Raw genomic sequence first — 22,826 nt, forward strand, 5'->3', positions numbered from 1 at the left:
GTACCATGGACTTCATCTCGATCCTGTCGATCTTCGTGCTGGCCTGCTTCGTCGGCTATTATGTCGTCTGGTCGGTCACGCCGGCGCTGCACACGCCGCTGATGGCGGTAACCAATGCGATCTCCTCCGTGATCATCGTCGGGGCGCTGATCGCGAGTGCGGCGATCGGAGTCGGCGGAAGCGGTGCGACGTCGAAATGGCTGGGGCTGCTCGCGGTCGTGTTGGCCAGCATCAACATCTTCGGCGGCTTCGCCGTCACTGCGCGGATGCTCGCCATGTACAAGAAAAAGGATCGGCCGGCGGCGAAATGACCGTGGGCGCGACAGGGGACGAATTCTGATGGAGCATATCGCGGTCAATCCATGGGCGTCGCTCGCCTATCTCGTGGCAGGCGTCTGCTTCATCCTGGCGCTGCGCGGGCTTTCTAGCCCGGTGTCGAGCCAGCGCGGCAATCGCTTCGGCATGACCGGCATGACGATCGCGGTGGTGACGACTCTGATCACGCATGTGCCGACCCGCGAGCCCGACCTCGCCGCGGGCTTAGTTGGCGTCACAGCATCGTTTGGAGAATATATCGACAAAATCACGGTATTCGAAATCCTCGCCGCGATCGCAATCGGCGCGACGATCGGCATCGTCACCGCGCGACGGATCGCGATGACCGCTATGCCGCAGCTGGTGGCGGCCTTCCACTCGCTGGTCGGCCTCGCCGCGGTGCTGGTGGCGGGCGCGGCGTTCCTCAACCCCGACGCGTTCGGCATCGCCGACAACGGCGTGATCTTCCTGCAGAGCCGGATCGAGATGGGATTGGGCGTCGCGATCGGCGCGATCACCTTCTCGGGGAGCGTGATCGCCTTCCTGAAGCTCAACGGGAACATGGGCGGCAAGCCGATCATGCTGCCCGGGCGCCATGTCATCAACCTGGCGCTGATCGCCGGAATCCTGGGCCTGATCGCCTATTTCACCCAGGACCAGTCGCCCTGGATCTTCTGGACGGTGACCGCGCTCAGCTTCGCCATCGGCTTCCTGCTGATCATCCCGATCGGTGGCGCGGACATGCCGGTGGTCGTCTCGATGCTCAATTCCTATTCGGGATGGGCGGCGGCGGCGATGGGCTTCACGCTGCACAACACCGCAATGATCGTCACCGGCGCGCTGGTCGGCTCGTCGGGCGCGATCCTGAGCTACATCATGTGCCGCGCGATGAACCGCAGTTTCATCAGCGTGATCGCGGGTGGCTTTGGCGGCGACAGCGGCGGCGCGGCGGCGGGCCAGGCGATCGATCGGCCGTGGAAGCGTGGGAGTGCCGAGGACGCCGCCTTCCTGATGAGCCAGGCCGAACAAGTCATCATCGTCCCCGGATACGGCATGGCAGTCGCCCAGGCGCAGCATGCGCTGCGCGAAATGGCCGACAAATTGAAGGCGCACGGCGTGCGCGTGAAATATGCGATCCATCCCGTTGCGGGACGCATGCCCGGCCATATGAACGTGCTGCTGGCCGAAGCGAACGTGCCGTATGACGAGGTCTTCGAGCTCGAGGACATCAATTCCGAATTCGCGCAGACCGACGTCGCCTTCGTAATCGGCGCGAATGACGTGACGAATCCGGCCGCGAAGACCGACAAGTCGTCGCCGATCTACGGCATGCCGGTGCTCGATGTGGAGAAGGCCAAGACCGTCCTTTTCATCAAGCGATCGATGGGCGGCGTGGGCTATGCGGGCGTGGACAACGAACTTTTCTATCGCGATAACACGATGATGCTGTTGGCCGACGCGAAGAAGATGGTCGAGGAGATCGTCAAGTCGCTCGACTGATGCTCGATTGGGCTTTGGGGGGCGCGCGTGATAGGATCGATTCTCGGCGGGGCATTCCGCCTGGTGGTGCGGCGGCCGGGTTCGGTCGCGATCTGGGCGATCCTGTATCTGGTGGGAATCTTCGCGATCGGGTTGCTGCGCGTCCTCATGACGCCGGCGGGCGCGACCGGCGCCGACTGGAGTTTCAGCGGCTTCTTCGCGGCGACCGTCACCCAGCTGCTGATGCTCGGCCTGATCGCGATATTGCTGACGGCGGTGTGCCGGGCGACTCTGCACCCCTACAAGACCGGCAAATTCTATCTCCGGCTCGGCGGCAACGAGCTGCGCGTATTCGCGCTGCTGCTGATGCTGGCCATCGCCAGCGCGGTCGCGATGTTCCTGCTCGGCCTGGCCAGTCAGATGATCCTGTGGGGAATCAGCGCCGCCGTCGGCGGACCCGAGGCGATGGGACGCTGGCCGCAGGTGATCCTGGGCCTGTTGGTGGCGGGCGCGGTGATCCTGGTGCAGGTGCGGCTCTCGATCGCCTTGCCACTGACCTATCTCTACGAGCAGATCACCGTCGACGAGGCCTGGACGCTGTCGCACGGCCATTTCTGGTCTCTGTTCGGTGCCTTTGTCGCGATTTCGCTGCTGCTGCTTGCAGGCTGGATCATCGTGATGCTGATCTTCTTCTGGCCGGTCGTGCAGGCGGTGCTGCAATCCGATTTCAGTCCCGACATGCTGCTGGGCGGGGTGATGATGATGCTGGTGGTGCAAGCGATGAACCTGTCGACGCTGTCGCAGATCATCGTGATGGCATTGGTGTTTGTCCTGATAGCCTTGGGCTTCGTGCTCGTCACCGCGACGCTGGCGAGCGTGGCGCGCGAGCTGCTGGGGCTCAAGGAGGGTCAGCTTCCCGATCTCAGCCGGCGCGGCTGAGATCGACTGATCCGCATTGGAGATTTCGACGATCCGGCCTGGCGCCGGACGCACGGATTCCTCCGAAATGGAGGAAATCCGACTCCGCCATTTCGGAGGAATGCGGCATCAAGGAACAGAAGACGAACTCTGGGGTGCCGATGACGAACTTCGCGATTCCGCCGCAGGGCGCCGTGCCGCCCTACGCGCTGGCGATACCGCATGCGCTGTTGATCGCCGATGGCGAGGTGGAGGGCGACGCAGCGCAGGAAGCATTGGAGCTTGCCGGTTTTCGCACGCGCGTGCGGTTGAGCTTTGCGCAGGCCGCGCGCGAACTTTCGAGCTATGACGGAATCGACCTGATCATGATCGAGGCTGCAAGCGCCCCCAAAGCCTTGCTCGATATCGTATTCGCCCGCGCCGACACGGTGGCGCGAGAGCGAGCGCTTGCGGTTATCGCCACGATATTGCCCGAACAGATCGATACCGCGGCAGGTCAGCTGAGCGGCCCCAGGGCGCAGCTTCTATGCGGCCCGCGCGCATCGGAGCGCGTGAGTGCGGCCGCGCTCTCGCGATGGTATGCGCGTGGCGCGCTCAACGACGCAGCGCGTGACACCGAGTCGGTGCGGCTCCAGCGGCTGAACGAGGAAGTCGCGCGGATCGCCGATACGCTGGCGCGATTGACACGCGGCGAAGATGGCCAGCGGCGGGCGGGCGTGCGCGACACGGGCAACGGCTATCGCGGCCCGGACGAAGACAAGGCTGGCGAGGCAACCGCCCGGGAAATCCGCGCCGTGATCCGCTCGCGGCGGATGCGGGCGCAATTTTTCACGGACGAGCTCTTCGCCGATCCGGCCTGGGATATGCTGCTCGACTTGTTCGCAGCCGAACTGGAGCGGCGGCGCGTTTCGGTCTCCAGCCTGTGCATCGCCGCTGCGGTGCCCCCAACGACCGCGCTGCGCTGGATCGGGTCACTGCACGATGCGGGGCTGTTCGAACGGCACGCCGACCCAAGCGATCGCCGCCGCGCCTATATCGCGCTCAGCCAGAAGGCGATGGACGGCATGCGCAGCTATGTGAGCGCAGTGAAACGCGCGGGGCTGAGCCTGGTTTGACGACGAGGCCCTTGCCCTTGGGCGCTGGCTTTGGCATCGCGGCCTGCGCATCGCCGCGCTTTGGTAGCGGCAATGCCGCGGGCGGTTAGCTCAGTTGGTAGAGCATCTCGTTTACACCGAGAGGGTCGGCGGTTCGAGCCCGTCACCGCCCACCACTCCCCGGTTCGTTGTCGAGCGCAGATAAAGTGACTTATCCGGACACTAAGGCCGCCTCATCGGACGTTCACGACAGCATGCCTTAAGCCGCGATAGTGCTTGCTTGCGTGATGAAGGGGGCGACAGCAGCGACGGCCCGCTCGACATAAAACGCCTTCTCTCCGACCGGTGCGGCATAGTGAATCGCCTCCTCGGCATTGCGCATGGAAGCGCCGCGCGCGATCACCCAGGTCGCCAGATATTGTGAGGCGAGGCAGCCTCCAGCGGTTGCAACATTGCCGTGGGCGACAAAGGGAGCATCGATCACCTTCACGCCCGCCTCGATCACCCAGGGTTTGGTAGTCAGGTCGGTGCAGGCAGGCAGGTCGCCGATCAGCCCCAGCTTCGCGAGCAGCAAGGTACCCGAACATTGCGCGCCGACGAGTTGGCGCGAAGGGTCGAGCCTGATCCGGGACAGCAGGTCCAGGTCGGCCGCGATGTCGCGGGTTTTGTTTCCGCTGCCGATCAGGACCACATCGGCTTCGGCTGCAAATTCCAAAGGCTTCTGACGCCGAACCGTAACACCGTTCAGGGAGGTAACGTGCTCGGTCGGCGATGTGATGTGCGCTGCCCAACCGTGCGCCTTCATGCGGTTGAGAATTGCTGCCGCGATGAAAGAGTCCATTTCATTGAACCCGTCGAACGTCAGAACCGCAATCTGCACTACCGCCTCCTCTGGCGACTTTTTGAATGGCTGACCTAGTGCTGGGCAGGCCGAAATGCACCACCCCCGACAATCATTCGGCCGGATTCTCGCCGGCGATCGTCGCCGGTGCGAGGTCGTCGAGATCCCGCAAGGTCTTGCGCAGTCGCGGCGTCATCCAATCGATGAACGCGCGCACCTTCAACGGCAACAGGCCCTGACGGACATATACGAGATGCACGGGAAACGTCTGACCCTCATATGCATCGAGTATCGTGACCAGAGCACCGGACCGCAGCTCGTTCAGGGCCTGATAGCTCGGCGCGCGCGCGATACCCAAGCCGCGCACCGCCGCGGCGACCGCGGCGGTGCTTGTATTCGCGAAAAGGCGGATGTTCGGCGTTCCCTGGATCTTGCGACCATCGCGCTCATAAAGCCACGCCGTCTCCCCCAACCCGATGAAAGCGGCGGCATCATGGTCGGCAAGCTCTTCCGGGCTGGAAGGGCAGCCCTTGCGCGCAAGATAGTCCGGGCTCGCGCAGGTCAGCAGGCGGAAGTCACCGACCTTCACCGCGTAAAGCGAACTGTCGGTGAGATTTCCCAGCCGGACGCCGACGTCGACATGTTCGTCGACGAGGTGCACGACGCGATCGAGGGATAGTACGTTTAACGTGATCTCCGGATGTTCGCCCAGAAATTCGTAGGCGAGCGGCAGCACGCGCTGCCGGCCGAACGCCAGCGGCACCGTGATCGACAGCGTGCCTCTTGGGACCTCATATTCACCCGATGCGCGGAGCTCGGCATCCTTGATCTGCGCGACGATCTGGCGGGCGGCCTCGACATAGTCACGGCCCGCATCGGTCAGCTGGACGTTCCGGCTGGTCCGGATGAGGATCCGCGTGCCGAGATGGCGTTCGAGCTCCGCGACTTTTCTGCTGACGCTTGGCAGTGGCGCGCTCAGCTTGCGGCTTCCTGCCGACAAACTGCCGGTATCGACGACCGCCAGCAACACCTGCATCGCATCAAGACGGTCCATGAGGCCCTCATTCGTCCGTGCCGGCTGACAATAGTCCCATCGGCGCCAGACGCATAGAAGGGGCGCGAGAGCGCGCTTCCCTGGTTTCGATTGCGCGGCTGTCTAACCTTTCGGGCGATTTTCTGCCGGCGTGACGTCGGCGAGGTCTTTCAGAGCCTTCCGCAACCGCGGCGTCATCCAATCGATGAAGGCGCGCACCTTCAGTGGCAACAGGCCCTGACGGATGTAGACGAGATGGATGGGAAACGACTGGCTCGCATATTCGTCGAGTATGGTGACCAAGGCCCCGGAACGCAGGTGGCCCGCGACCTGATAGCTGGGCGCGCGGGTGATGCCGATGCCGCGCACTGCGGCGTTGACCGCATCGGCGGTCGTGCTCGCGCAAAAGCGCACATTCGGCTTCGCTTCGATTCTCCGGCCGTTGGCGCGATATACCCAGCCCGGCCAGGCGATGTTGACGAATTGGTCGAACGTGGCGACGTCATGGTCGACGAGATCCTCGGGGCTCGACGGACGGCCCTTGCGCGCCAGATAGTCGGGACTGGCGCATGTCAGGATGCTGACATCGCCGACTTTGACCGCATAGAGCGAGTTGTCGGAAAGCCTTCCCCACCCGACGCCGACATCGACACGCTCTTCGACGAAATGCACGACGCGATCGACCGAGAGAACGTTCAGCGTGATCTCGGGATGTTCGTGCAGGAACTCATGGGCCAGCGGCAGGACATGGTTCCGGCCAAATGAGGTGGGCACGGCGATCGTCAGCGAGCCTCTTGGGGTCTCATATTCACCCGATGCCCGAAGCTCCGCGTCCTCGATTTGCGCGACGATCTGGCGGGCCGCATCGACATAGTCGCGGCCCGCGTCGGTGAGCTGGACGTTGCGGCTGGTCCGGATGAGAAGACGCGTGCCGAGATGGCGCTCGAGATCCGCGACTTTGCGGCTGACACTTGGCAGTGGCGCGCTCAGCTTGCGGCTTCCTGCCGACAAGCTGCCGGCGTCGACCACCGCCAGTAAGACCTGCATCGCGTCGAGACGGTCCATAAGGCCCTCTATCGTCCATGCCGGCTGATAATAGCTCCTTCGGGGCAGGCCGGATAGAAGGTATTAAGGCATTCAAATTTCTAGGAGAATCTTACATTATCGATGTCGATCGATACCATCAGCAGATCGTCGACGGGCCGATCCTCCGGTCCCCGGACATAGGCGCGCCGCCGCGTCGGGACGCGAATGCCCTGGACGTCGATATAGTTGCCAATCAGCTGGGCGGCAGGAAAGCCGCCGGCAATATCGACGCGATAGTCGTGCCGCCTCAGATCGAGCGCCTCGTCGAAATAGAATTCCTGCATCCGGCTGTGCGTGACCATGCCGCCGGGGAAGAAGGCGCGCAGCACGCGCCATTCTTCCTCGCCTTCGCGCCAGGGATCGAGCTCGCGGACCTCGACGCCATCCATCGCCAGGAGGAAAGGCGAGTTGAGATAGAGCCACATCGCATAGCCGTTGAAATAGGCGCGATGGAGCGGCCCCCAGGGCGTGTTCAATCCATGCCCAGCGAACAGCGAAGGGAGATCACGACTTTCAGCGACGACCGGCCCGTCGGTCTTTTCGACGGCGATCCGGTCGGCGGTGAAGCTGGTTCGCTGGTCGGGCCCACCGAATGGCGACACCGACGCCTGCTGCTTGTGCAGCCAGGCGGTCATATGCCGCCGCGTCGTGTCGGCCGGCAGGCCCTTGAGCGGGAAGAGCCCGCCGGTGGTGACGATTGTGGCTTCGACCCGCTCGAACGCCTTGCGCCGCGCGAGTCCGCCATGTGCCTCGATCACATCGTCCAACAGCGCCATCGTGAAGCTCCTCATCGTGCTCGGTCTGGGATCAGGCTGCCTTAGCGTCTGGCGACGCGACGGTCTGCGGATGCCCCGCGCGCAGTTCGAGGAGGCCGATCAGCAGCGCGTCGCGCTCCGCCTCGAGTTCCGCGATGGTGCGCGACCCGACCTCTTCATGGACGCTGTCGATGAGCCGGCGCTGGACCTCCGGGGTCAGTTCCGGCGAACCGAGGCTCTTCCACGAGGTCGTCATCGGTCCGGCGAACTGCTCGAAGAAATGCTCGATGCCGCCCGGCCCGCCACCGAGGTGATTGAGCATCATATTGCCCATCAGGCCCCAGCGCAGGCCAGGTCCCCAGGACAAGGCGGTATCGACATCCGCGGCGCTCAGCACGCCTTCGGTGACGAGGTAATAGACCTCGCGCGCAAGGGCGCCCTGGAGGCGATTGGCGACATGGCCCGGCATTTCCTTGTTGAGGCGCACCGTGCGCCGTCCGATCGCGGTGTAGAATTCGTCCGCACGGCGGATCGCGTCCGGCGACGTCTTGGTCCCGCCGACCAGCTCGACCAGCGGAATGAGATGCGGCGGATTGAACGGGTGGCCGATGATGCAACGCTCGGGGTGGAACGCGGCGCCGACCTGGATCTGGCTCATGGGGAGTCCCGAGGAGCTCGATGCGATGATGACGTCGCGCGGCAGCAGTGCGTCGAGTTGCCCGTATAGCTTCCGCTTGAAATCGAGCCGCTCGGGCCCGTTTTCCTGCACGAAGTCGGCTTCGGCCAGCGCCTCATCGAGGTCGGCAGTGAAGGAGAGGTTCGCCTGCGACGCGCCGGGCGTGAGCCCCAGCTGCTCGAGCGCCGGCCACGCGTCCTGTACGAATTTGCGCAGCGCTGCTTCCGCGTTCGGCGCGGGGTCGGTCGCAACCACCTTGAACCCCTTGGCGAGGTACAGGGCGGCCCAGCTCGCGCCGATGACACCCGTGCCGACCACGGTGATGCTGTGAATAGGCTTGTTGTAGGTCATGTCAGGTCTCCGATGTTTGATTAGATTTCGGCGTAGGCGATGCCCGCCAGATTGCCCTGCGCGCCAAGGAGCGTGCGCTTGTTCGATCCATCGAGATCGGCGGCGTAGACGGAGCCGCCCAGGTCGGTGACGAACATCCGGTTGCCGGGAACGTCGAGGGCGATGCCGATGCCCTCCATCAGGTGCGTGACGAGCACCTGAGGTGCCGCATCGGCCTCGTCGATCGCCGCGCAGTTTACGGTGTTGCCGTTCGGCGGGTCGCCGCGGTCGGTCCAGTAGAGAATGCGATTGTCGACATCGAGTTCGAGATCGATTGGCTCCGGCAGGCCGTCGAACAGGGTTTCGACGTCCGAACGGCTGGCCGGGCTCTCGCCGCAAGGCACCTCGATATTGGCGCGCAGGATGCGACCGACATTGGCGTTGTCGCCGCCCTTCTGCGTCCAGTAGAATTTGCCGCCGACGGGATCGACGGTGATCCCAACGCACCAGCGCGTCTGGTCCGCGCGATCGGCGTCGCCATGGCCGGTCTCGATTAGCGTCTCGACATGCGAGCCGTCGAGGTTCGCGCGCATCACGCGCATGCCTTCGCGATCCGACCAGTAGAGCTTGCCGCCGGTCTTATCGAGATGGACCTGCTTCGGCGTGTGCGCCACCCCCGGCGGAATGATCACCATGCGGTTCCCACCGTCGAGATTGGCGCGCTCGATCGAGCCGTCGTTTCGGCTCGGAACGCCCATATTGGTCCAGTAGATATGGCCGGCCTCGACATCGACCGCGATGCCGTCGGGAAGACGGCAATCGCTGACGATCATCCGGCGGTCGGAGCCGTCGGGGTTCATCGTGTGGATCCGGCCGCCGCTCAATTCGAGCAGGAACAGGCGACCTGATCGGACGCGGTCGGGTGCGGACCTGATTGGCTGGTAAGCGGTCATGAGATGCTCCTTTATGGCAACGGCGACGCGGGCCTACTCGGCCGCGACGCGCGCCGGGGTCTGGTTGAAGTTGGGCGGGCGCTTCTCGAGGAAGGCCGAGAATGCTTCCTGGGCCTCGGCCCCGCGGACGCGCTGAGCGAATTCCTGCCCCTCGATCCCCGCAGCTTCCCGAACCGGGCCGAGCGACGCGTGCTTGATCAGCCGCTTGGATGCGCGGAGCGCGCCCCGCGGCTTTGCCGCAAGCTTCCGAGCGGTTGCGGTGGCGGTCGTCAGCAAATCCGCATCCGGCACGACGCGCGTCACGAGTCCCAGCTCGACTGCATGCTGCGCCGTGAAAGGCTCGCCGAGCAGGAACAGCTCCGCCGCGCGAAGGTGGCCGACGCGCGCCGGGATCGAGAAGCTGGAGCCGAACTCCGGAACCAGGGCCAGGTTGATGAACGGAATCTGGAAGCGCGTGTTCTCGGCGGCATAAACGAAGTCGCAGTGCGTCAGCATCGTCGTGCCGCCGCCGACGGCAACGCCATTCACCGCCGCAACGATCGGTTTGCTGAACGCGATGAAGGCGTCCGTCAGGAGTCCCTGCGGCGAGCCGCCAGCCGCGGGCGGATTGCTCAGGAAATCCTGGATGTCGTTGCCGGCGGTGAAGGAGCCGCCAGCGCCGTGCCAGAGCACGATACGGACCGCATCGTCCCGGTCCGCCTCGGCGAGGATCTCGGCGAGGCGGGTGTACATGGCGCTGGTCATGGCGTTCTTCTTGTCGGGGCGATTCAGCTCGACCCGCAGGATGCCTTCGGAAAATTCGGTATTGATGTCGCTCATTGTCTGCTTCCTTGTGTGAGGCTCTTGCCGGCTCAGGCGGCGCGCTTGCTTGTTTCGGGGATCGCGCCGCCTTCGCGCAGGCTCTCGATGCTCTTGTCGTCGAAGCCGAGCTCGCGGAGGATTTCCTCGGTGTGCTCGCCGAGGCCCGGACCACGGTGCGCCGGCGCCTTGTCGACGCCGTGAACCTGGAAGGGACTGCTGATCGTCGACGTCAGTTTGCCCGCGCCCTCCAGCGAAACGACGATGTCATTCGCGGTTAGCTGCGGATCCTTGATCACGTCCTCCGGCCCGTGCACGGTGCCGAAGGTGATGTTGATCTTGCCAAGCAGATCGGCCCAGTAGGCCATCGGCTTCGCGGAGAAGACTTCCTCGAAAATCGCGGTGAGCACGGCCCTGTTTGCAGCGAGTTTTGCAGGATCGGTGAAGCGCGGGTCCGTCAACAGGTCGGGGCGGTCCATCGCCTTGACCAGGTCCGCCACCTTGTTGGTCTGGGCGACGAGGACGAACCAGACGCCATCGGAAGAACGATAGACGTTCGCCCCGGCATTTGCCGGATGGGCGCGGTCGTGCATCGCCGGCATCCTGGCGCCGGCCAGCGCGCCGCCGACCATGACGCTCGCCGACCACACGCCCGAGGCGAGCAGAGACGTCGTGACGTACGAGCCCTGGCCGGTGCGCTCGCGGCGGTAGAGCGCCGTCGCGATCGCGGCATAGAGGCTGACCGCCGTGGCATTGTCTCCGCTGCCGCTGACCGGCCATGTCGGCGGCGCACCCTCGTCGCGCATCATCGAGAGCAGGCCGCTGCGCGCCCAAAAGGCGGTGAGGTCGAATCCCGGCAGATTGGCGTCCGGCCCGTTTTCGCCGAAACCGGTGAGATCCGCGTAGATCAGGCGTGGGTTCAACGCGGCGATATCGTCATATTCGAGGCCCAGATGCTTGCGCGCATGATGGGGCGTGTTGACGATGAACACGTCAGCCCACTCGACGAGCTCGATCACGACCTGTCGCGAACTCGGCGATTTGAGATCGAGCGTGAGGCCGCGCTTGTTGCGGTTGGACAGGTGCCACTGATAGGCCTCGTCGGCAATCGGCTCGATCGCCAACTTGTTGCCGAGTCTCCAAAAGTCTCCTGCGGGTGGTTCGACCTTGATGACGTCTGCGCCGAAATCGGCCAGGATCACGGCGGCGCCGGGGCCGGCGATGAAGCTCGACAGATCGACGACCTTCAGTCCTGAAAAGATGTTCTCGTTCGTCATGGAATGTCTCCTGAATGTTCGGGTGGGCGCGTGCTTCAGCGCCCGCGAAACTGCGGTGCGCGCTTCTCGAGGAAGGCCGACGTGCCCTCCTTCTTGTCCTCGGTGCCGGCAGAGAGGCCGAAATAGGCGGCCTCGAGGGCGAGGCCTTCGGCCTGGTCGGCGTCCAGGCCCTTGTTCACGGCCTCGATCGCATATCGGACGGCGATCGGGGCATTGGCGCCGGTCTCGGCGAGGATTGCCTCGGCACGCGCAATCAGGTCCGCGGCGGGCACGACCTCGTTGACCAGGCCGATGCGATGGGCCTCCTCGGCGCCGATCATGCCACCGGTGAGGATGAGCTGCAGCGCGCGGCCCTTGCCCACCAGCCTGGGCAGCCGCTGGGTGCCGCCGCCGCCGGGGAGCAGGCCCAGCTTCACTTCGGGCTGGCCGAACCGCGCATGCTCGGCGGCGATGCGGATCGTGCAGGCCATCGCCGTTTCGCAGCCGCCGCCCAGCGCAAAGCCGTTGATCGCCGCAACGACCGGCTTGCCGAGATTCTCGATAAGATCGAGCACCCCCTGTCCAACGCGGCTCGATGCCTCCGCCTCGACCGCGGTGGCGCGCGACAACTCGTTGATGTCGGCGCCGGCAACGAACGCCTTGTCACCCGCCCCGGTGAGAATGACGCCGCGGATCGCGGCGTCATCCCGTGCGTCTTCAAAGGCCGCGCGAAGATCGGACCAGGTGGCCCCGTTGAGCGCGTTGAGCACTTTCGGACGATTGACCGTCACATAGGCGATCGCGCCCTTCTTCTCGTAGATCAGATTCTCGAGGGCGAGAGGACGAGCGTCCCCGGCCCGCGGTGGAACCGCAAGCGTAGCCATGTCTTGTCTCCTGTGTCAGTTCGAGCTGGGCGGGCCCTCAGACGAAGGCGCTAAACCCGGTGACGGCCTTGCCGATGATCAGATTCTGCATCTGGAAGGTGCCCTCATAGGAGTAGAGCGCCTCCGCATCGGAGAAGAGCCGGCCGATGCTGTTGTCGACGATGATGCCGTTCGCGCCGTGCAGCTCGCGCGCCCAGGCGACAGTCTCGCGCATCCGCTGGGTGGTGAACGCCTTGGCCAGCGAGGCGAGCTGGTCCGTGAGCTTGCCGGATTCCTCGAGCTCGGCGAGCCGGTACATCATCGACTGGCAGGCCGTGAGATTCCCGAGCATCTTCGCGAGCAGGTCCTGCATCATCTGGAACGCGCCGATCGGCTTGCCGAACTGCAGGCGCTGCTGCGCATATTTGACCGCCAGTTCATAGGCGCCCATCTGTACGCCGGTGGCCATCCAGGCGACGCCGGAGCGGGTCTCGCGCAGCACGAACGCGGTGTCGCGGAACGAATTTGCCTTCTGGAGGCGGTTGGCCTCCGGAACCCGGCAATCGGTCATGGTGATGTGGCCGTTCTGGACGACCTTCAGCGCCATCTTGTTCTCGATCTTCTCGACCACGAAGCCGGGTGTCGTCTTGTTCTCGACGATGAAGCCCTTGACCTGATTGTCGTCGAGGTCGCGCGCCCAGACGATCGAGATGTCGCACCAGGTGGCGTTGCCGATCCACTTCTTCTCGCCGTTCAGGATCCAGCTGTCGCCGTCGCGCTTCGCGGTGGTGGTGAGGCCGCCACCGGTGCCGGAGCCCACCAGCGGCTCGGTGAGGGCGAAGCAGCCGATCTTCTCGAACCGCTCCATCGCCGGTAGCCATTTCTGCTTCTGCTCCTCGGAGCCGAGCAAAGCGATCGAGCCCATGGAAAGGCCGGTATGGACGCCGTAGAAGGTCGCGAAGGAGGGGTCGATCCGAGTCATCTCCATGATCATCAGGCCGGTGAGCATCGGGCTCCCGCCGCGGCCGATGCCAAGGTGGCCGGTGCCGAGCGCTTTCAGGGGCTCGATCAGCTCGAAGGGGAAGGCATCCCTGACCCAATAGTCGTTGATGATCGGCGCGACCTTTTCGTCCATGAAGGCGCGCACCTTCTGGAGGATCGCCAGTTCCTCGGCGTTCAGGGTCTGCTCGATGCCGTAGAAATCACCGTTGGGCGCCGGCAAGGGCTTTGGTGCTGAAGGTTTGATTGCGGTGGCCATGTCAGTGTCCTTTCGTTGTGCCGCGACGGGGGCGGTCTTCAAAATTTGAGGTGGAAAATGCGTGCCGGTAGACCGCGGCGCCGGGAGGAAGCCTCCCGGGCGATGAAAGGTCAGGCCGCCACCGCGGCATCGGCGAGCGAGACAGTCACGTCGGCGCCCCGATCGAGGAGCAGGTGTACAGGGCAGCGCTGCGCGATCCTGAGCAGTCCTTCGCGCTGCTCTTCGGTCACGTCGCCGAGCTCGATGACGCGATCGAAGCGGTCGCGCGCTCCCGCCGAACCCTTGCTGTGCGTCACGTGGACGCGGAGGCGATCGAGGGTCCAGCCCTTGCGCTGGGCATAGAGCTTCATCGTCATCAGCGTGCAGGCGCCGAGGGCAGCACGGAGCAGGTCGAAGGGATTGGGGCCGGTGGCGAGCCCGCCATAGTCGATGGGTTCGTCCATCAGGAAGCTGTGGCCGCCGGTGCGGACACGGACCTGATAGAGGCCTTCCCCCGTCGCCTCGGCGACCGCGGTTTCGCCGGCCGTCTGCGCAGATGCCGGCGCTGGCTCCTCGTGCAAGGTTCTGATCATGTCGGTCTCCTCTTCGGACGGAAGCGACATCCGCTGTGCCGAAGGCATCAGCAGCGCAGCGCGACGCTGGCTTCGATCCCGCCACGGGTCATCTTGGAATAAGGGCAGGTCTCGTGGGCGCGCGCGATCAGGCGATTGGCGACCTCGCCGGCGACGCCCGGAATGGTGACCTCAAGCCGCGCCGTAAGGAAATAGCCCTCAGCCTCGCCGTAGCGCAGCTCGACGCTGGCATCGACGGCAGTCTCGGCCGGCAGCACGATGCCGATCTCCCTCGCGGCGAGCCCGAGGGCGCCTTCGAAGCAAGCAGACCAGCCGGCGGCGAACAGCTGTTCCGGGTTCGTCCCGGGGCGGCCGGCGCCGGGGGTGGATAGCTTGATATCGAGCTGATCGTCCGAGCTTCGTGCCGCGCCTTCGCGGCCGCCAATGGTGTGGACGTTCGCAGTATACAGTGTCGTGGTGCTCATCTTCGTGACTCCTCATCGATCCGCGAGGCATCACGCTCCGGCGGCATCTGGCGATGCGGAGGCATTTGGGCGCGCGGATTCTGCACAGCAGCCCTGCAAAATGATAACCAGCCTCTCGGAAAAGCTGATGGGCCGCTGCGCGGCGGACGGGCGCAACTTGGTCAAGAAGGACGTGGGCTGAGCGCTAAACGCGTCGGCCTATAGCGCCGTCAGCGCGACGTCCTTCATGCCGCGCCATACGCGCAGCGCCTGGGCGGTCTCGAACACATCGTGCACTCGGATCAGCTGCGCGCCCAGCTCCGCGCCCTTCAGCGCCAGCGCGATCGATCCGCCCAACCGTGCCTCCGCCGGCGCCTCGTTCGACAGCGCCCCGATCATCCGCTTGCGGCTCGCGCCAAGCACGACGGCGCAGCCGATGCCGTGGAACAGCGCCAGTCCGTTGAGCAGCGCCAGATTCTCTTGCAGTGACTTGCCGAAGCCGATGCCCGGATCGATCAGGATCTTCGAACGATCGACGCCCGCCGCCGCGACCTCCTCGACCCTTTTCTCCAGCCAGTCATAGACTTCGGTCAGCACGTCGCCATAGCCGTCGCCGCCATGCCCGCCTTTGTCGGGATCGGGCGAATGCATCAGCACCACCGGACAGCCTGCCTTGGCCACCACCTCCGTGGCGCGCGCATCCCACAGCAAGGCCGCGACGTCGTTCACGACATGCGCGCCAGCGGCCAGCGCCGCCTCCATCACCGCTGCCTTGCGCGTGTCGATCGAGACCGCCGCGCCGCTGCGCGCCAGTCGCTCGATCACCGGCACCACGCGCTCGATCTCGTCGCCTTCCCACACTTCCGCGGCGCCCGGTCGCGTCGATTCGCCGCCGACATCGACGATCGCCGCGCCGGCAATGCCCATGTCGACCCCCGCTTGAGCAGCACCCGCAGGATCGTCGGCATGCCGCCCCCCATCCGAGAAGCTGTCGGGAGTCAAATTGAGGATGCCCATCACCAGCGGCTGATCGAGCCGCAGCACGCGCTCCCCCAGCCTAAGCGGCGCGCGCGGCGCGGAGAGGCGCTCGATCAGCGGCGCCAGCGACGCGTCGGCAGCGGCTTCGGCCACCGAGAGCGTGCGGCGTGAGATGCGCTTGCCACCCTCGACCTCGATCAGCTCATAGCCCGAGAACCAGCCAAGCCCCCCCGCCAGCCGCGCGACCTCGCCGTCGCGGCCCACCGGCGTGTCGACGAACTGGACCGGACGGAGATAGGTTTTGACGGGCATGGCGCCCCTAATGGATCAGGGTCCGCACTCAATACCAGAGGCGATCGTGACGGAGCGGATTTTGTCGGCTGACGAGGAGTCAGGAGGAAGCGATGCTGAAGCATCGTGACCGACGAAGCGACGCTGTCAGGCGGCAACGAAGCGGTCGCCCGGAGAGCAGCACCGGACGATCACGACCGCCTCTGGTATTGAGTGCGGACCCTTAGGGCTGGGTCGCCAGCAAATAGGTCTGGCGGAGAACGTCGATTGGCTTCAGCTCGCCCTTGGCCTCATAGTGCCAATAGGTCCAGCCGTTGCACGACGGCGCATTCTGCAGCGTCGCGCCGAGCTTGTGGATCGAGCCGCTCGCATCGCCGCAGCGCAGCGATCCGTCCGCACCCACCACAGCCATGTGCCGCCTTTTGGCATCGGTCAGCACCGCGCCGGGCATGAGGAAGCCATTCTCGATCAGCGTGCCGAACGCCACGCGCGGCGCCGCCTTGGGCGCCTGCATCGTCTTCAGCGCCGATTCGTCGAGCGGCAGCGCCGCCTCGATCCGTTCGATCGCCGCCGCGCAGTAATTGGCCTCGCGCTCGATGCCGATCCAGCGCCGGCCCAGCCGCTTGGCCACCGCGCCGGTCGTCCCGGTTCCGAAGAAGGGATCGAGCACTACATCGCCCGGCTTGGTGCAGGCGAGCAGCACGCGATAGAGCAAAGCCTCCGGCTTCTGGGTCGGGTGGACCTTCACGCCATCGCGCTTCAGACGCTCGGGCCCGCCGCAGATCGGAAATTCCCAGTCCGAACGCATCTGGAGCTCGTCGTTGAGCGTCTTCATGCTGCGATAGTTGAAGGTGTAGCGCGCCTTCTCCCCGGTCGACGCCCAGATCAACGTCTCGTGCGCGTTGGTGAAGCGCGTGCCCTTGAAATTGGGCATCGGATTGGCCTTGCGCCAGATGATGTCGTTCAGGATCCAGAAGCCCAGGTCCTGGATCGCCGAGCCCACCTTGAAGATGTTGTGATAGCTGCCGATCACCCAGATCGTGCCGTCGTCCTTCAGGATGCGGCGCGCCTCGGTCAGCCATTCGCGGGTGAACTTGTCATAGATCGCCAGGCTGTCGAACTTGTCCCAGTCGTCGGTCACCGCGTCGACATGGCTGCCGTCGGGCCGCGCCAGGTCGCCGCCGAGCTGGAGGTTGTAGGGCGGATCGGCGAAGATCATGTCGACCGACTTGGCGGGCAGCGATTTCATCGCCGCCACGCAATCGCTCATCAGAATCGAATCGAGCGGCAGTTCGGCCTGCTCCACCAGAGCAAGCGCCTTGCGCCGACCAACTTTTTCCAGAACCCCCATTCGAACCGCTCCCTTGCCGGACGCGCGTCTTCAGGCAGGCCGGAGTCCGCCGTCAAGCAAACATTGGTTAACGAAAATGGATGCTAAATCGTTAACCAGCCGGAACATTTCGGCACCCGCCCAGATGTTGAGTCAAGAAGTTATCCACAGGCGCAATCGCTGGTGGGTGTGGCCCGAAAGACTCACCTCCGGGATTCGACTCATGCTTAGGATAAGAACATAATGGGAACATTATCCGAGTCGGAGGTTTCCATGCAACATTGTCATCGCCTGTTCTTCGCCCTCAAGCCCTCGCAGATCGAGGCGAATCTGACCGGCCTGATCCGCGACGCGGCCGCGCCCGAACTGGATCCCGTAGCCAATGCCCGATTGCACCTAACGCTCGGAATAACCGCCGATTATGCGGCCTATCCGCAGGATGTCGCACAGCGATTGACGACCATCGGCGAGCATCTTGCCGGCAATCCGTTCACCCTCTCGTTCGATCGGATGTCGGGAAGCGAGCGCTCGATCGCGCTACGCCCCAACAAGCGGCCGCCGGCGCTTTCGGCGATCCAGAAACAGATCGACGACCAGCTCCGCTATTGGAACCTCATGCGGACCGGCTGGAGCTTCAATCCGCACGCGACGCTCGGCTATCGCGCCGGGCTCTCGTTCCTGAGGCCGATCACGCCGCTCGCCTGGGATATTGGCGACGTCGTACTCATCCACAGCGTGGTCGGCGCGACGCGACACGTAGAGCTGGGCCGCTGGCCGCTCGTGCGCCGCCAGTTCGACCTCTTTTCGTTCTAGCCGATCGCGATCGCCTCGCCGCCCAGCGCCACGCATGCTGCAAGGCGCGCCCGCGCCTCGGTGCGGAAGCCGAGTTCGTACAAAGCCTGCGCCTCGCGTCCGAACAGTTCGAGGTCCTCGGGAAACCGGACATGGCCGGCGGCACATAGCGCCAGGCGTGCCTCGACCTGGGGCAGCGACGCCCGGATGGCATGGTCCAGCTCGGCGCGGTCATAGTCGGTGCCCAGCGCATCAGAGGGCAATTCCGATTCGAGTGCGCGCTCACGCCATGGCGCGATGTCGCCCAGATCGACGATGGGATTGGTCAGGATCGGATCGCGCAGCGTCTCGAGGAACGCCAGGTGCAGCGGATGCCGCAGATCGCTCAGATCGTCGTCACCCAGGTGAAACTGGATCAGGTCGGCGCCCCGTCTTTCGGCGAAGCGGACCATGGCCGCCATCTCATGGAAATTGTCCTGCCCGATGCCAGTACCGTTCAGCAGGCCCGCAAGTATCAGACCGTCGACATGCGGCAATTCCACAGCGCCGATAAAGCCCTGCCCCGCACCCAGATACGACATATCGAGACGCCCCCTGTCCTTTCCCGTATTTTAGAGGTCAGGCGGCAACGAAAGGTTAATCGACGGGAAATTCTTGCGGCACGACGTCAGGACGCCCGCCGCGTCACTCCACCCATTCGAGCCCGATCTCGCGGTAGAGCGAGCGGTCCTCTTCCCATTTCGGGTTCACCTTGACGTGGAGGTAGAGGTGCACCGGCACCCCCATGATCCGCGACAGCTCGGCGCGGGCGCGGGCTCCGATCTCCTTGATGCGGGCGCCTCCCTTGCCGAGGACGATCGCGCGCTGGGTCTCGCGCGCGACCAGGATCTGCTGGTGGATCTCGACCGAACCGTCGGGCCGCTCCGAATATTTCTCGGTGTCGATCGCGCTCGCATAGGGCAGCTCGGCATGGAGCTGGAGATAGAGCTGCTCGCGGGTCACTTCGGCGGCGATCATCCGGTCGGTCGCATCGGAGACCTGGTCCTCGGGGAAATGCCACGGCCCCTCGGGCATCCGCCGGGCGAGCACCGCCTTCAATTCGGGCACGCCATCGCCGGTCTGCGCGCTGACGAAGAAGGTTTCGTCGAACATCAGCGCCTCGTTGAGCTTGGCGGCATGGCCGAGCAGCTTGGGCTTGTCGGCGATGTCGACCTTGTTGAGGATCAGGATCTTGGGTTCGGGCCGTTTGGCCAGGCTCTCGAGGATGGCGTGCACCTTGGGGCCGATGCCACCCTTGCCATCGACCACCAGCGCGATCAGGTCGGCGCCTTCGGCGCCTTCCCAGGCGGCGGCGACCATCGCCCGGTCGAGCCGGCGCTCGGGCGTGAAGATGCCCGGCGTGTCGACGAGCAGGAGTTGCGTCCGCTCCTCGATCGCCAGCCCCATCAGCCGGGCGCGGGTCGTCTGCGCCTTGGGGCTGACGATCGCGACCTTCTGGCCGACCAGCGCATTCACCAGCGTCGACTTGCCTGCGTTGGGGGCGCCGACGACGGCGACAAGGCCGCAATGTTGGGTTTCGGTCACTTTTCCAGTTTCTCCAGCAGCGCCGCGGCGGCCGCGGTCTCCGCTTCCTGCTTGCTCGTGCCCTCGGCGCTCGCTTCGGCGAGCTTGCCCACGCTGACCTTCACGGTGAAACGCGGCGCGTGATTGGGGCCCGAGCGATCTACTATCTCATATTCGGGCGGCCGGCGATTATGGGCGGCAGCCCATTCCTGGAGCGCCGATTTCGGATGCTTGGGCGCGGTGGCGTGCGCATCGATCCGCTCATCCCACGCCTTGCGGATGAAGGCGCGCGCGGGCTCGATCCCCGCTTCGAGATAGAAGACGCCGATCAGCGCCTCCATCACGTCGCCCAGCACATTGTCGCTGTTCGCCGCGCCATCGTCGCGCGCCTGCTTGCCCAGCCGCAGATGCGGCACCACACCGATCTCGCGCGCCACTTCGGCGCATACCTGGCCGGTCACCAGCGCATTCAGACGGCGCGAAAGCGCTCCCTCGGGCTCGTTCGGAAACCGCTCGAACAGCGATTCGGCAACCACGAGACCCAGCACGCGGTCGCCCAGGAATTCCAGCCGCTCGTAATTGGCCGCGGCCTGGCTGCCATGCGTCAGCGCGCGCTCGAAGGCCTTCAGGTCCTGCGCGGGCCGGCCGAAAACCTCAGCGATCCATCCCCCCAGGTCGGGGGTGCTCAGAAGCCTTCTCCGATGCGGCTCCAGCGCGCCGCGGTGAACCAGGTCCAGGGCAGGAACCAGTTGGCGCTGCCGTCAGTCGACCAGAAGCTGACGACTGCCTTGCCCTCGATATTCTCGAGCGGCACGAAACCGATGCCCGGGCCTTCGGGTGGCTGCGAAAAGCGGCTGTCGGTCGAATTGTCGCGATTGTCACCCATCAGGAACACATGGCCGGCGGGCACGGTGAACACCACCGTGTTGTCCTGATCGAGCATATCCTGGTCCAGGACATTGTAAGTCTTGCCGTTGGGCAGCGTCTCACGGAACTGCGGCACCCGGCAGATCAGAATCCCCTTGGCGGCTGTTGTAACGAACCTGCTCTTGCAGCCGCGATAATCGTTCTCCGGCGTTGCCACCGGATAGTTAGGCGAGATTGGGACAGTGAAATCGGCGATATGTTGCTTCGGGATCTTTTGGCCGTTGAGCACGAGCTGGCCGCCCATCATCTGCACCGTGTCGCCAGGCAGGCCGATCACGCGCTTGATCCAGTCCTCGCCATTATGGTTGGGCGCCTTGAACACCACCACGTCGCCGCGCGCGGGCGTGCCGGGGAAGATGCGGCCCGGGATCAGCGGCAGGCTCCACGGCAGCGAATGCTTCGAATAGCCGTAGTTCCATTTGGTAATGAACAGATAGTCGCCGATCAGCAGCCGCGGCAGCATCGATTCCGAAGGAATCGAAAAGGGCGAGAAGATAAAGCTGCGCACCACGAAGACGATCAGCGCCAGCTTGATCAGGAACGACCCCAGATCGCGCCATTCCGACTTGGGCTTGGCCGGCTTCGCGGCTGGGGCGGACGTGGCTTCTGCCTTGTCCTGAGGCTCGGCGGGGTGCGCATTCTCCATGAGGTCTGCTCTGCTAGGGCCGGGGCATGGCGTCAAGCCGATGAATCCGGCTGGCAGCGGCCTCGGCGGGACGATAGGGGCTTATGGCCCAAGAGGAGATGAACATGGCCTTGCCCGACTGGTCGCCGATCCGCACACTCGAATCCGCGACGCTCGCCGAGCTCTTCGCCCGTGACGCCGGCCGCGTCGATGCATTTTCGGTCGATGTCGCCGGCGTGCATTTCGACTGGTCGAAGACGCATCTGACTGCCGATGCCGTCGCCGCATTCTCGTCGCTCGCCCAGTCGATGGGCCTGGCCGCCAGGCGCGACGCGCTGTTCGCCGGCGAGGCGGTCAATGTGACCGAGGGCCGCGCTGCCGAACACACCGCCGAGCGCGGCGAGGGTTCGCCCGAGAGCGTCATGCGGGCGCAGGCCTATCATCTGCGGATGCGCGCGCTGATCGACGCGATCGAAGCCGAGGCGTTCGGGCCGGTCCGCCACATCCTTCACATCGGCATCGGCGGTTCGGCGCTGGGTCCGGAGCTGCTGGTCGACGCGCTCGGCCGTGATTCCGATCGCTACGACGTGGCGGTGGTCTCCAATGTCGACGGGCTGGCGCTCGAAGAGGCGACGGACCGGTTCGATCCGCAGGCGACTTTGATCGCGGTCGCCTCCAAGACCTTCACCACCACCGAGACGCTGCTCAATGCCCAGAGCGCGCTCGAATGGATGCAGGCAGGCGGCGTCGAGGATCCGTACGGTCGCGTCGTCGCGCTGACCGCGGCGCCCGACAAGGCGATCGAATGGGGTGTCGACGAGACTCGCGTGCTGCCCTTCGCGGAAAGCGTCGGCGGGCGCTATTCGCTCTGGTCGTCGATCGGCTTCCCGGCCGCGCTGGCGCTGGGCTGGGATGCGTTCGAGGAGATGCTCGAAGGCGCCGCTGAGATGGACCGGCATTTCCGCCTGACCGAGCTGTCGAGCAACGCGCCCGTCCTCGCGGCATTCGCCGATCTCTATTACACCCAGGCGCGCGGCTGCGAGACGCGGGCGACCTTTGCCTATGACGAGCGCCTCCGATTGCTCCCCTCGTATCTTCAGCAGCTCGAGATGGAATCGAACGGCAAGCGCGTGACCATCGACGGCCAGTTGGTCAGCTGGCCGACCGCGCCAATCACCTGGGGCGGCGTCGGCACCGACGCCCAGCACGCGGTGTTCCAGCTGCTCCACCAGGGCACGCATCTCGTGCCGCTCGAGTTCGTCGGCGTGATTGAACCGGGCGACAGCCTGGCCGACGACCATCATCGCCAGCTGCTGATCAACATGTTCGCGCAAGGCGCCGCGCTGATGGCCGGGCGTGATGCCACGGACAAGGCGCGCGCCTATCCCGGCGACCGACCGAGCGCGACCTTGCTGCTCGACCGGCTCGATCCACGCACGCTCGGCGCACTGCTCTCTTTCTACGAGAACCGCACCTTCGTGAACGCGGCGCTGCTCGGCATCAATCCGTTCGACCAGTTCGGCGTCGAGCTCGGCAAGGAAATGGCCAAGGCGGCAGACAAAGGCGGGCAGGATTTCGATCCTTCCACCACCGATCTGATCCACCGGGCGTTCGGCTGAGGCGCCGCGAAAGCAATCGGCAACCCTTCGA

At 65.0% G+C, this 22,826-nt stretch carries 24 protein-coding genes and 1 tRNA gene; 7 read left to right on the forward strand and 18 right to left on the reverse strand.

What is annotated here, in order from left to right:
- Positions 1–5 precede the first annotated feature (5 nt).
- The 5 genes from IAG41_RS18240 (at position 6) to IAG41_RS18260 (ending at position 3,982) form a co-directional block, all read left to right on the forward strand.
- Positions 6–311: a proton-translocating transhydrogenase family protein gene (locus IAG41_RS18240; protein ID WP_187730074.1), complete on the forward strand. Its 306-nt coding sequence runs from the start codon at positions 6–8 to the stop codon at positions 309–311.
- A gap of 28 nt (positions 312–339) precedes the next feature.
- Entirely contained in the window at positions 340–1,815 is a 1,476-nt protein-coding gene (locus tag IAG41_RS18245) for an NAD(P)(+) transhydrogenase (Re/Si-specific) subunit beta (RefSeq protein ID WP_187730075.1), read from the forward strand.
- Between the two features lie 27 nt (positions 1,816–1,842).
- Positions 1,843–2,733, forward strand: coding sequence for a hypothetical protein (locus tag IAG41_RS18250; protein ID WP_187730076.1), 891 nt, complete (start codon positions 1,843–1,845; stop codon positions 2,731–2,733).
- A gap of 140 nt (positions 2,734–2,873) precedes the next feature.
- Positions 2,874–3,827: a hypothetical protein gene (locus IAG41_RS18255; protein WP_187730077.1), complete on the forward strand. Its 954-nt coding sequence runs from the start codon at positions 2,874–2,876 to the stop codon at positions 3,825–3,827.
- Positions 3,828–3,906: 79 nt separating this feature from the next.
- A tRNA-Val gene (locus IAG41_RS18260) sits at positions 3,907–3,982 on the forward strand.
- Positions 3,983–4,065: 83 nt separating this feature from the next.
- Here the strand turns inward: IAG41_RS18260 and IAG41_RS18265 are convergent.
- From IAG41_RS18265 to IAG41_RS18330, 14 genes are all read right to left on the reverse strand, one after another.
- On the reverse strand, positions 4,066–4,686 hold the full coding sequence (locus IAG41_RS18265; RefSeq protein ID WP_187730078.1) for a DJ-1/PfpI family protein: 621 nt from the start codon (positions 4,684–4,686) through the stop codon (positions 4,066–4,068).
- Between the two features lie 73 nt (positions 4,687–4,759).
- A complete protein-coding gene (locus tag IAG41_RS18270) occupies positions 4,760–5,683 on the reverse strand; it encodes a LysR family transcriptional regulator (protein ID WP_262408745.1) in 924 nt (307 codons plus the stop codon).
- 120 nt (positions 5,684–5,803) lie between these two features.
- Positions 5,804–6,745, reverse strand: coding sequence for a LysR family transcriptional regulator (locus IAG41_RS18275; protein WP_187730080.1), 942 nt, complete (start codon positions 6,743–6,745; stop codon positions 5,804–5,806).
- Between the two features lie 80 nt (positions 6,746–6,825).
- Entirely contained in the window at positions 6,826–7,542 is a 717-nt protein-coding gene (locus IAG41_RS18280) for a hypothetical protein (protein WP_187730081.1), read from the reverse strand.
- A 31-nt stretch (positions 7,543–7,573) separates the two neighbouring features.
- Entirely contained in the window at positions 7,574–8,548 is a 975-nt protein-coding gene (locus tag IAG41_RS18285) for a 3-hydroxyacyl-CoA dehydrogenase NAD-binding domain-containing protein (protein ID WP_187730082.1), read from the reverse strand.
- Positions 8,549–8,568: 20 nt separating this feature from the next.
- Entirely contained in the window at positions 8,569–9,480 is a 912-nt protein-coding gene (locus tag IAG41_RS18290) for a 3-hydroxyacyl-CoA dehydrogenase (RefSeq protein ID WP_187730083.1), read from the reverse strand.
- A 33-nt stretch (positions 9,481–9,513) separates the two neighbouring features.
- Entirely contained in the window at positions 9,514–10,299 is a 786-nt protein-coding gene (locus tag IAG41_RS18295; protein WP_187730084.1) for an enoyl-CoA hydratase, read from the reverse strand.
- A gap of 32 nt (positions 10,300–10,331) precedes the next feature.
- Positions 10,332–11,555 (reverse strand): CaiB/BaiF CoA transferase family protein, encoded by a 1,224-nt coding sequence (locus IAG41_RS18300; protein WP_187730085.1) that lies wholly within the window; start codon positions 11,553–11,555, stop codon positions 10,332–10,334.
- Between the two features lie 35 nt (positions 11,556–11,590).
- Positions 11,591–12,418: an enoyl-CoA hydratase-related protein gene (locus IAG41_RS18305; RefSeq protein WP_187730086.1), complete on the reverse strand. Its 828-nt coding sequence runs from the start codon at positions 12,416–12,418 to the stop codon at positions 11,591–11,593.
- Positions 12,419–12,455: 37 nt separating this feature from the next.
- On the reverse strand, positions 12,456–13,655 hold the full coding sequence (locus tag IAG41_RS18310) for an acyl-CoA dehydrogenase family protein (protein ID WP_187730087.1): 1,200 nt from the start codon (positions 13,653–13,655) through the stop codon (positions 12,456–12,458).
- A gap of 110 nt (positions 13,656–13,765) precedes the next feature.
- The gene (locus tag IAG41_RS18315; RefSeq protein ID WP_187730088.1) at positions 13,766–14,227 is read right to left on the reverse strand and encodes an OsmC family protein; all 462 of its coding nucleotides are present in this window, start codon (positions 14,225–14,227) and stop codon (positions 13,766–13,768) included.
- Between the two features lie 47 nt (positions 14,228–14,274).
- Complete coding sequence (locus IAG41_RS18320; RefSeq protein WP_187730089.1) at positions 14,275–14,691, reverse strand: organic hydroperoxide resistance protein; 417 nt, start codon at positions 14,689–14,691, stop codon at positions 14,275–14,277.
- A gap of 198 nt (positions 14,692–14,889) precedes the next feature.
- Positions 14,890–15,960, reverse strand: coding sequence for a dihydropteroate synthase (gene folP, locus IAG41_RS18325; protein ID WP_187730090.1), 1,071 nt, complete (start codon positions 15,958–15,960; stop codon positions 14,890–14,892).
- Between the two features lie 202 nt (positions 15,961–16,162).
- Positions 16,163–17,290: a site-specific DNA-methyltransferase gene (locus tag IAG41_RS18330; RefSeq protein ID WP_187730091.1), complete on the reverse strand. Its 1,128-nt coding sequence runs from the start codon at positions 17,288–17,290 to the stop codon at positions 16,163–16,165.
- A gap of 252 nt (positions 17,291–17,542) precedes the next feature.
- Between IAG41_RS18330 and IAG41_RS18335 the strand changes: the two genes are divergently transcribed.
- Complete coding sequence (locus IAG41_RS18335) at positions 17,543–18,082, forward strand: 2'-5' RNA ligase family protein (protein WP_187730092.1); 540 nt, start codon at positions 17,543–17,545, stop codon at positions 18,080–18,082.
- Here the strand turns inward: IAG41_RS18335 and IAG41_RS18340 are convergent.
- The 4 genes from IAG41_RS18340 to lepB form a co-directional block, all read right to left on the reverse strand.
- Positions 18,079–18,642 (reverse strand): hypothetical protein, encoded by a 564-nt coding sequence (locus IAG41_RS18340; protein ID WP_187730093.1) that lies wholly within the window; start codon positions 18,640–18,642, stop codon positions 18,079–18,081. The genes IAG41_RS18335 and IAG41_RS18340 overlap by 4 nt on opposite strands.
- Before the next feature lie 103 nt (positions 18,643–18,745).
- Positions 18,746–19,645, reverse strand: coding sequence for a GTPase Era (gene era / locus IAG41_RS18345; protein ID WP_187730094.1), 900 nt, complete (start codon positions 19,643–19,645; stop codon positions 18,746–18,748).
- A complete protein-coding gene (rnc, locus tag IAG41_RS18350; RefSeq protein ID WP_410468098.1) occupies positions 19,642–20,313 on the reverse strand; it encodes a ribonuclease III in 672 nt (223 codons plus the stop codon). The genes era and rnc overlap by 4 nt, the downstream gene beginning before the upstream one ends.
- Entirely contained in the window at positions 20,310–21,197 is an 888-nt protein-coding gene (lepB, locus tag IAG41_RS18355; protein ID WP_187730095.1) for a signal peptidase I, read from the reverse strand. The genes rnc and lepB overlap by 4 nt, the downstream gene beginning before the upstream one ends.
- A gap of 104 nt (positions 21,198–21,301) precedes the next feature.
- Between lepB and pgi the strand changes: the two genes are divergently transcribed.
- Positions 21,302–22,795, forward strand: coding sequence for a glucose-6-phosphate isomerase (gene pgi / locus IAG41_RS18360; protein WP_262408746.1), 1,494 nt, complete (start codon positions 21,302–21,304; stop codon positions 22,793–22,795).
- Positions 22,796–22,826: the final 31 nt, after the last annotated feature.

The organism is Sphingomonas sp. JC676 (assembly GCF_014489075.1).
GTDB lineage: Bacteria > Pseudomonadota > Alphaproteobacteria > Sphingomonadales > Sphingomonadaceae > Sphingomonas.

Excerpts from the sequence above, each read along its gene's own strand:
- IAG41_RS18240 (WP_187730074.1), top strand. The coding sequence starts at position 6 with ATGGACTTCATCTCGATCCTGTCGATCTTCGTGCTGGCCTGCTTCGTC.
- IAG41_RS18245 (WP_187730075.1), top strand. The coding sequence starts at position 340 with ATGGAGCATATCGCGGTCAATCCATGGGCGTCGCTCGCCTATCTCGTG.
- IAG41_RS18255 (WP_187730077.1), top strand. The coding sequence starts at position 2,874 with ATGACGAACTTCGCGATTCCGCCGCAGGGCGCCGTGCCGCCCTACGCG.
- IAG41_RS18270 (WP_262408745.1), bottom strand. The coding sequence starts at position 5,683 with ATGCAGGTGTTGCTGGCGGTCGTCGATACCGGCAGTTTGTCGGCAGGA.
- IAG41_RS18275 (WP_187730080.1), bottom strand. The coding sequence starts at position 6,745 with ATGGACCGTCTCGACGCGATGCAGGTCTTACTGGCGGTGGTCGACGCC.
- IAG41_RS18280 (WP_187730081.1), bottom strand. The coding sequence starts at position 7,542 with ATGGCGCTGTTGGACGATGTGATCGAGGCACATGGCGGACTCGCGCGG.
- IAG41_RS18285 (WP_187730082.1), bottom strand. The coding sequence starts at position 8,548 with ATGACCTACAACAAGCCTATTCACAGCATCACCGTGGTCGGCACGGGT.
- IAG41_RS18290 (WP_187730083.1), bottom strand. The coding sequence starts at position 9,480 with ATGACCGCTTACCAGCCAATCAGGTCCGCACCCGACCGCGTCCGATCA.
- IAG41_RS18295 (WP_187730084.1), bottom strand. The coding sequence starts at position 10,299 with ATGAGCGACATCAATACCGAATTTTCCGAAGGCATCCTGCGGGTCGAG.
- IAG41_RS18300 (WP_187730085.1), bottom strand. The coding sequence starts at position 11,555 with ATGACGAACGAGAACATCTTTTCAGGACTGAAGGTCGTCGATCTGTCG.
- IAG41_RS18305 (WP_187730086.1), bottom strand. The coding sequence starts at position 12,418 with ATGGCTACGCTTGCGGTTCCACCGCGGGCCGGGGACGCTCGTCCTCTC.
- IAG41_RS18310 (WP_187730087.1), bottom strand. The coding sequence starts at position 13,655 with ATGGCCACCGCAATCAAACCTTCAGCACCAAAGCCCTTGCCGGCGCCC.
- IAG41_RS18315 (WP_187730088.1), bottom strand. The coding sequence starts at position 14,227 with ATGATCAGAACCTTGCACGAGGAGCCAGCGCCGGCATCTGCGCAGACG.
- IAG41_RS18320 (WP_187730089.1), bottom strand. The coding sequence starts at position 14,691 with ATGAGCACCACGACACTGTATACTGCGAACGTCCACACCATTGGCGGC.
- folP (WP_187730090.1), bottom strand. The coding sequence starts at position 15,960 with ATGCCCGTCAAAACCTATCTCCGTCCGGTCCAGTTCGTCGACACGCCG.
- IAG41_RS18330 (WP_187730091.1), bottom strand. The coding sequence starts at position 17,290 with ATGGGGGTTCTGGAAAAAGTTGGTCGGCGCAAGGCGCTTGCTCTGGTG.
- IAG41_RS18335 (WP_187730092.1), top strand. The coding sequence starts at position 17,543 with ATGCAACATTGTCATCGCCTGTTCTTCGCCCTCAAGCCCTCGCAGATC.
- IAG41_RS18340 (WP_187730093.1), bottom strand. The coding sequence starts at position 18,642 with ATGTCGTATCTGGGTGCGGGGCAGGGCTTTATCGGCGCTGTGGAATTG.
- lepB (WP_187730095.1), bottom strand. The coding sequence starts at position 21,197 with ATGGAGAATGCGCACCCCGCCGAGCCTCAGGACAAGGCAGAAGCCACG.
- pgi (WP_262408746.1), top strand. The coding sequence starts at position 21,302 with ATGGCCTTGCCCGACTGGTCGCCGATCCGCACACTCGAATCCGCGACG.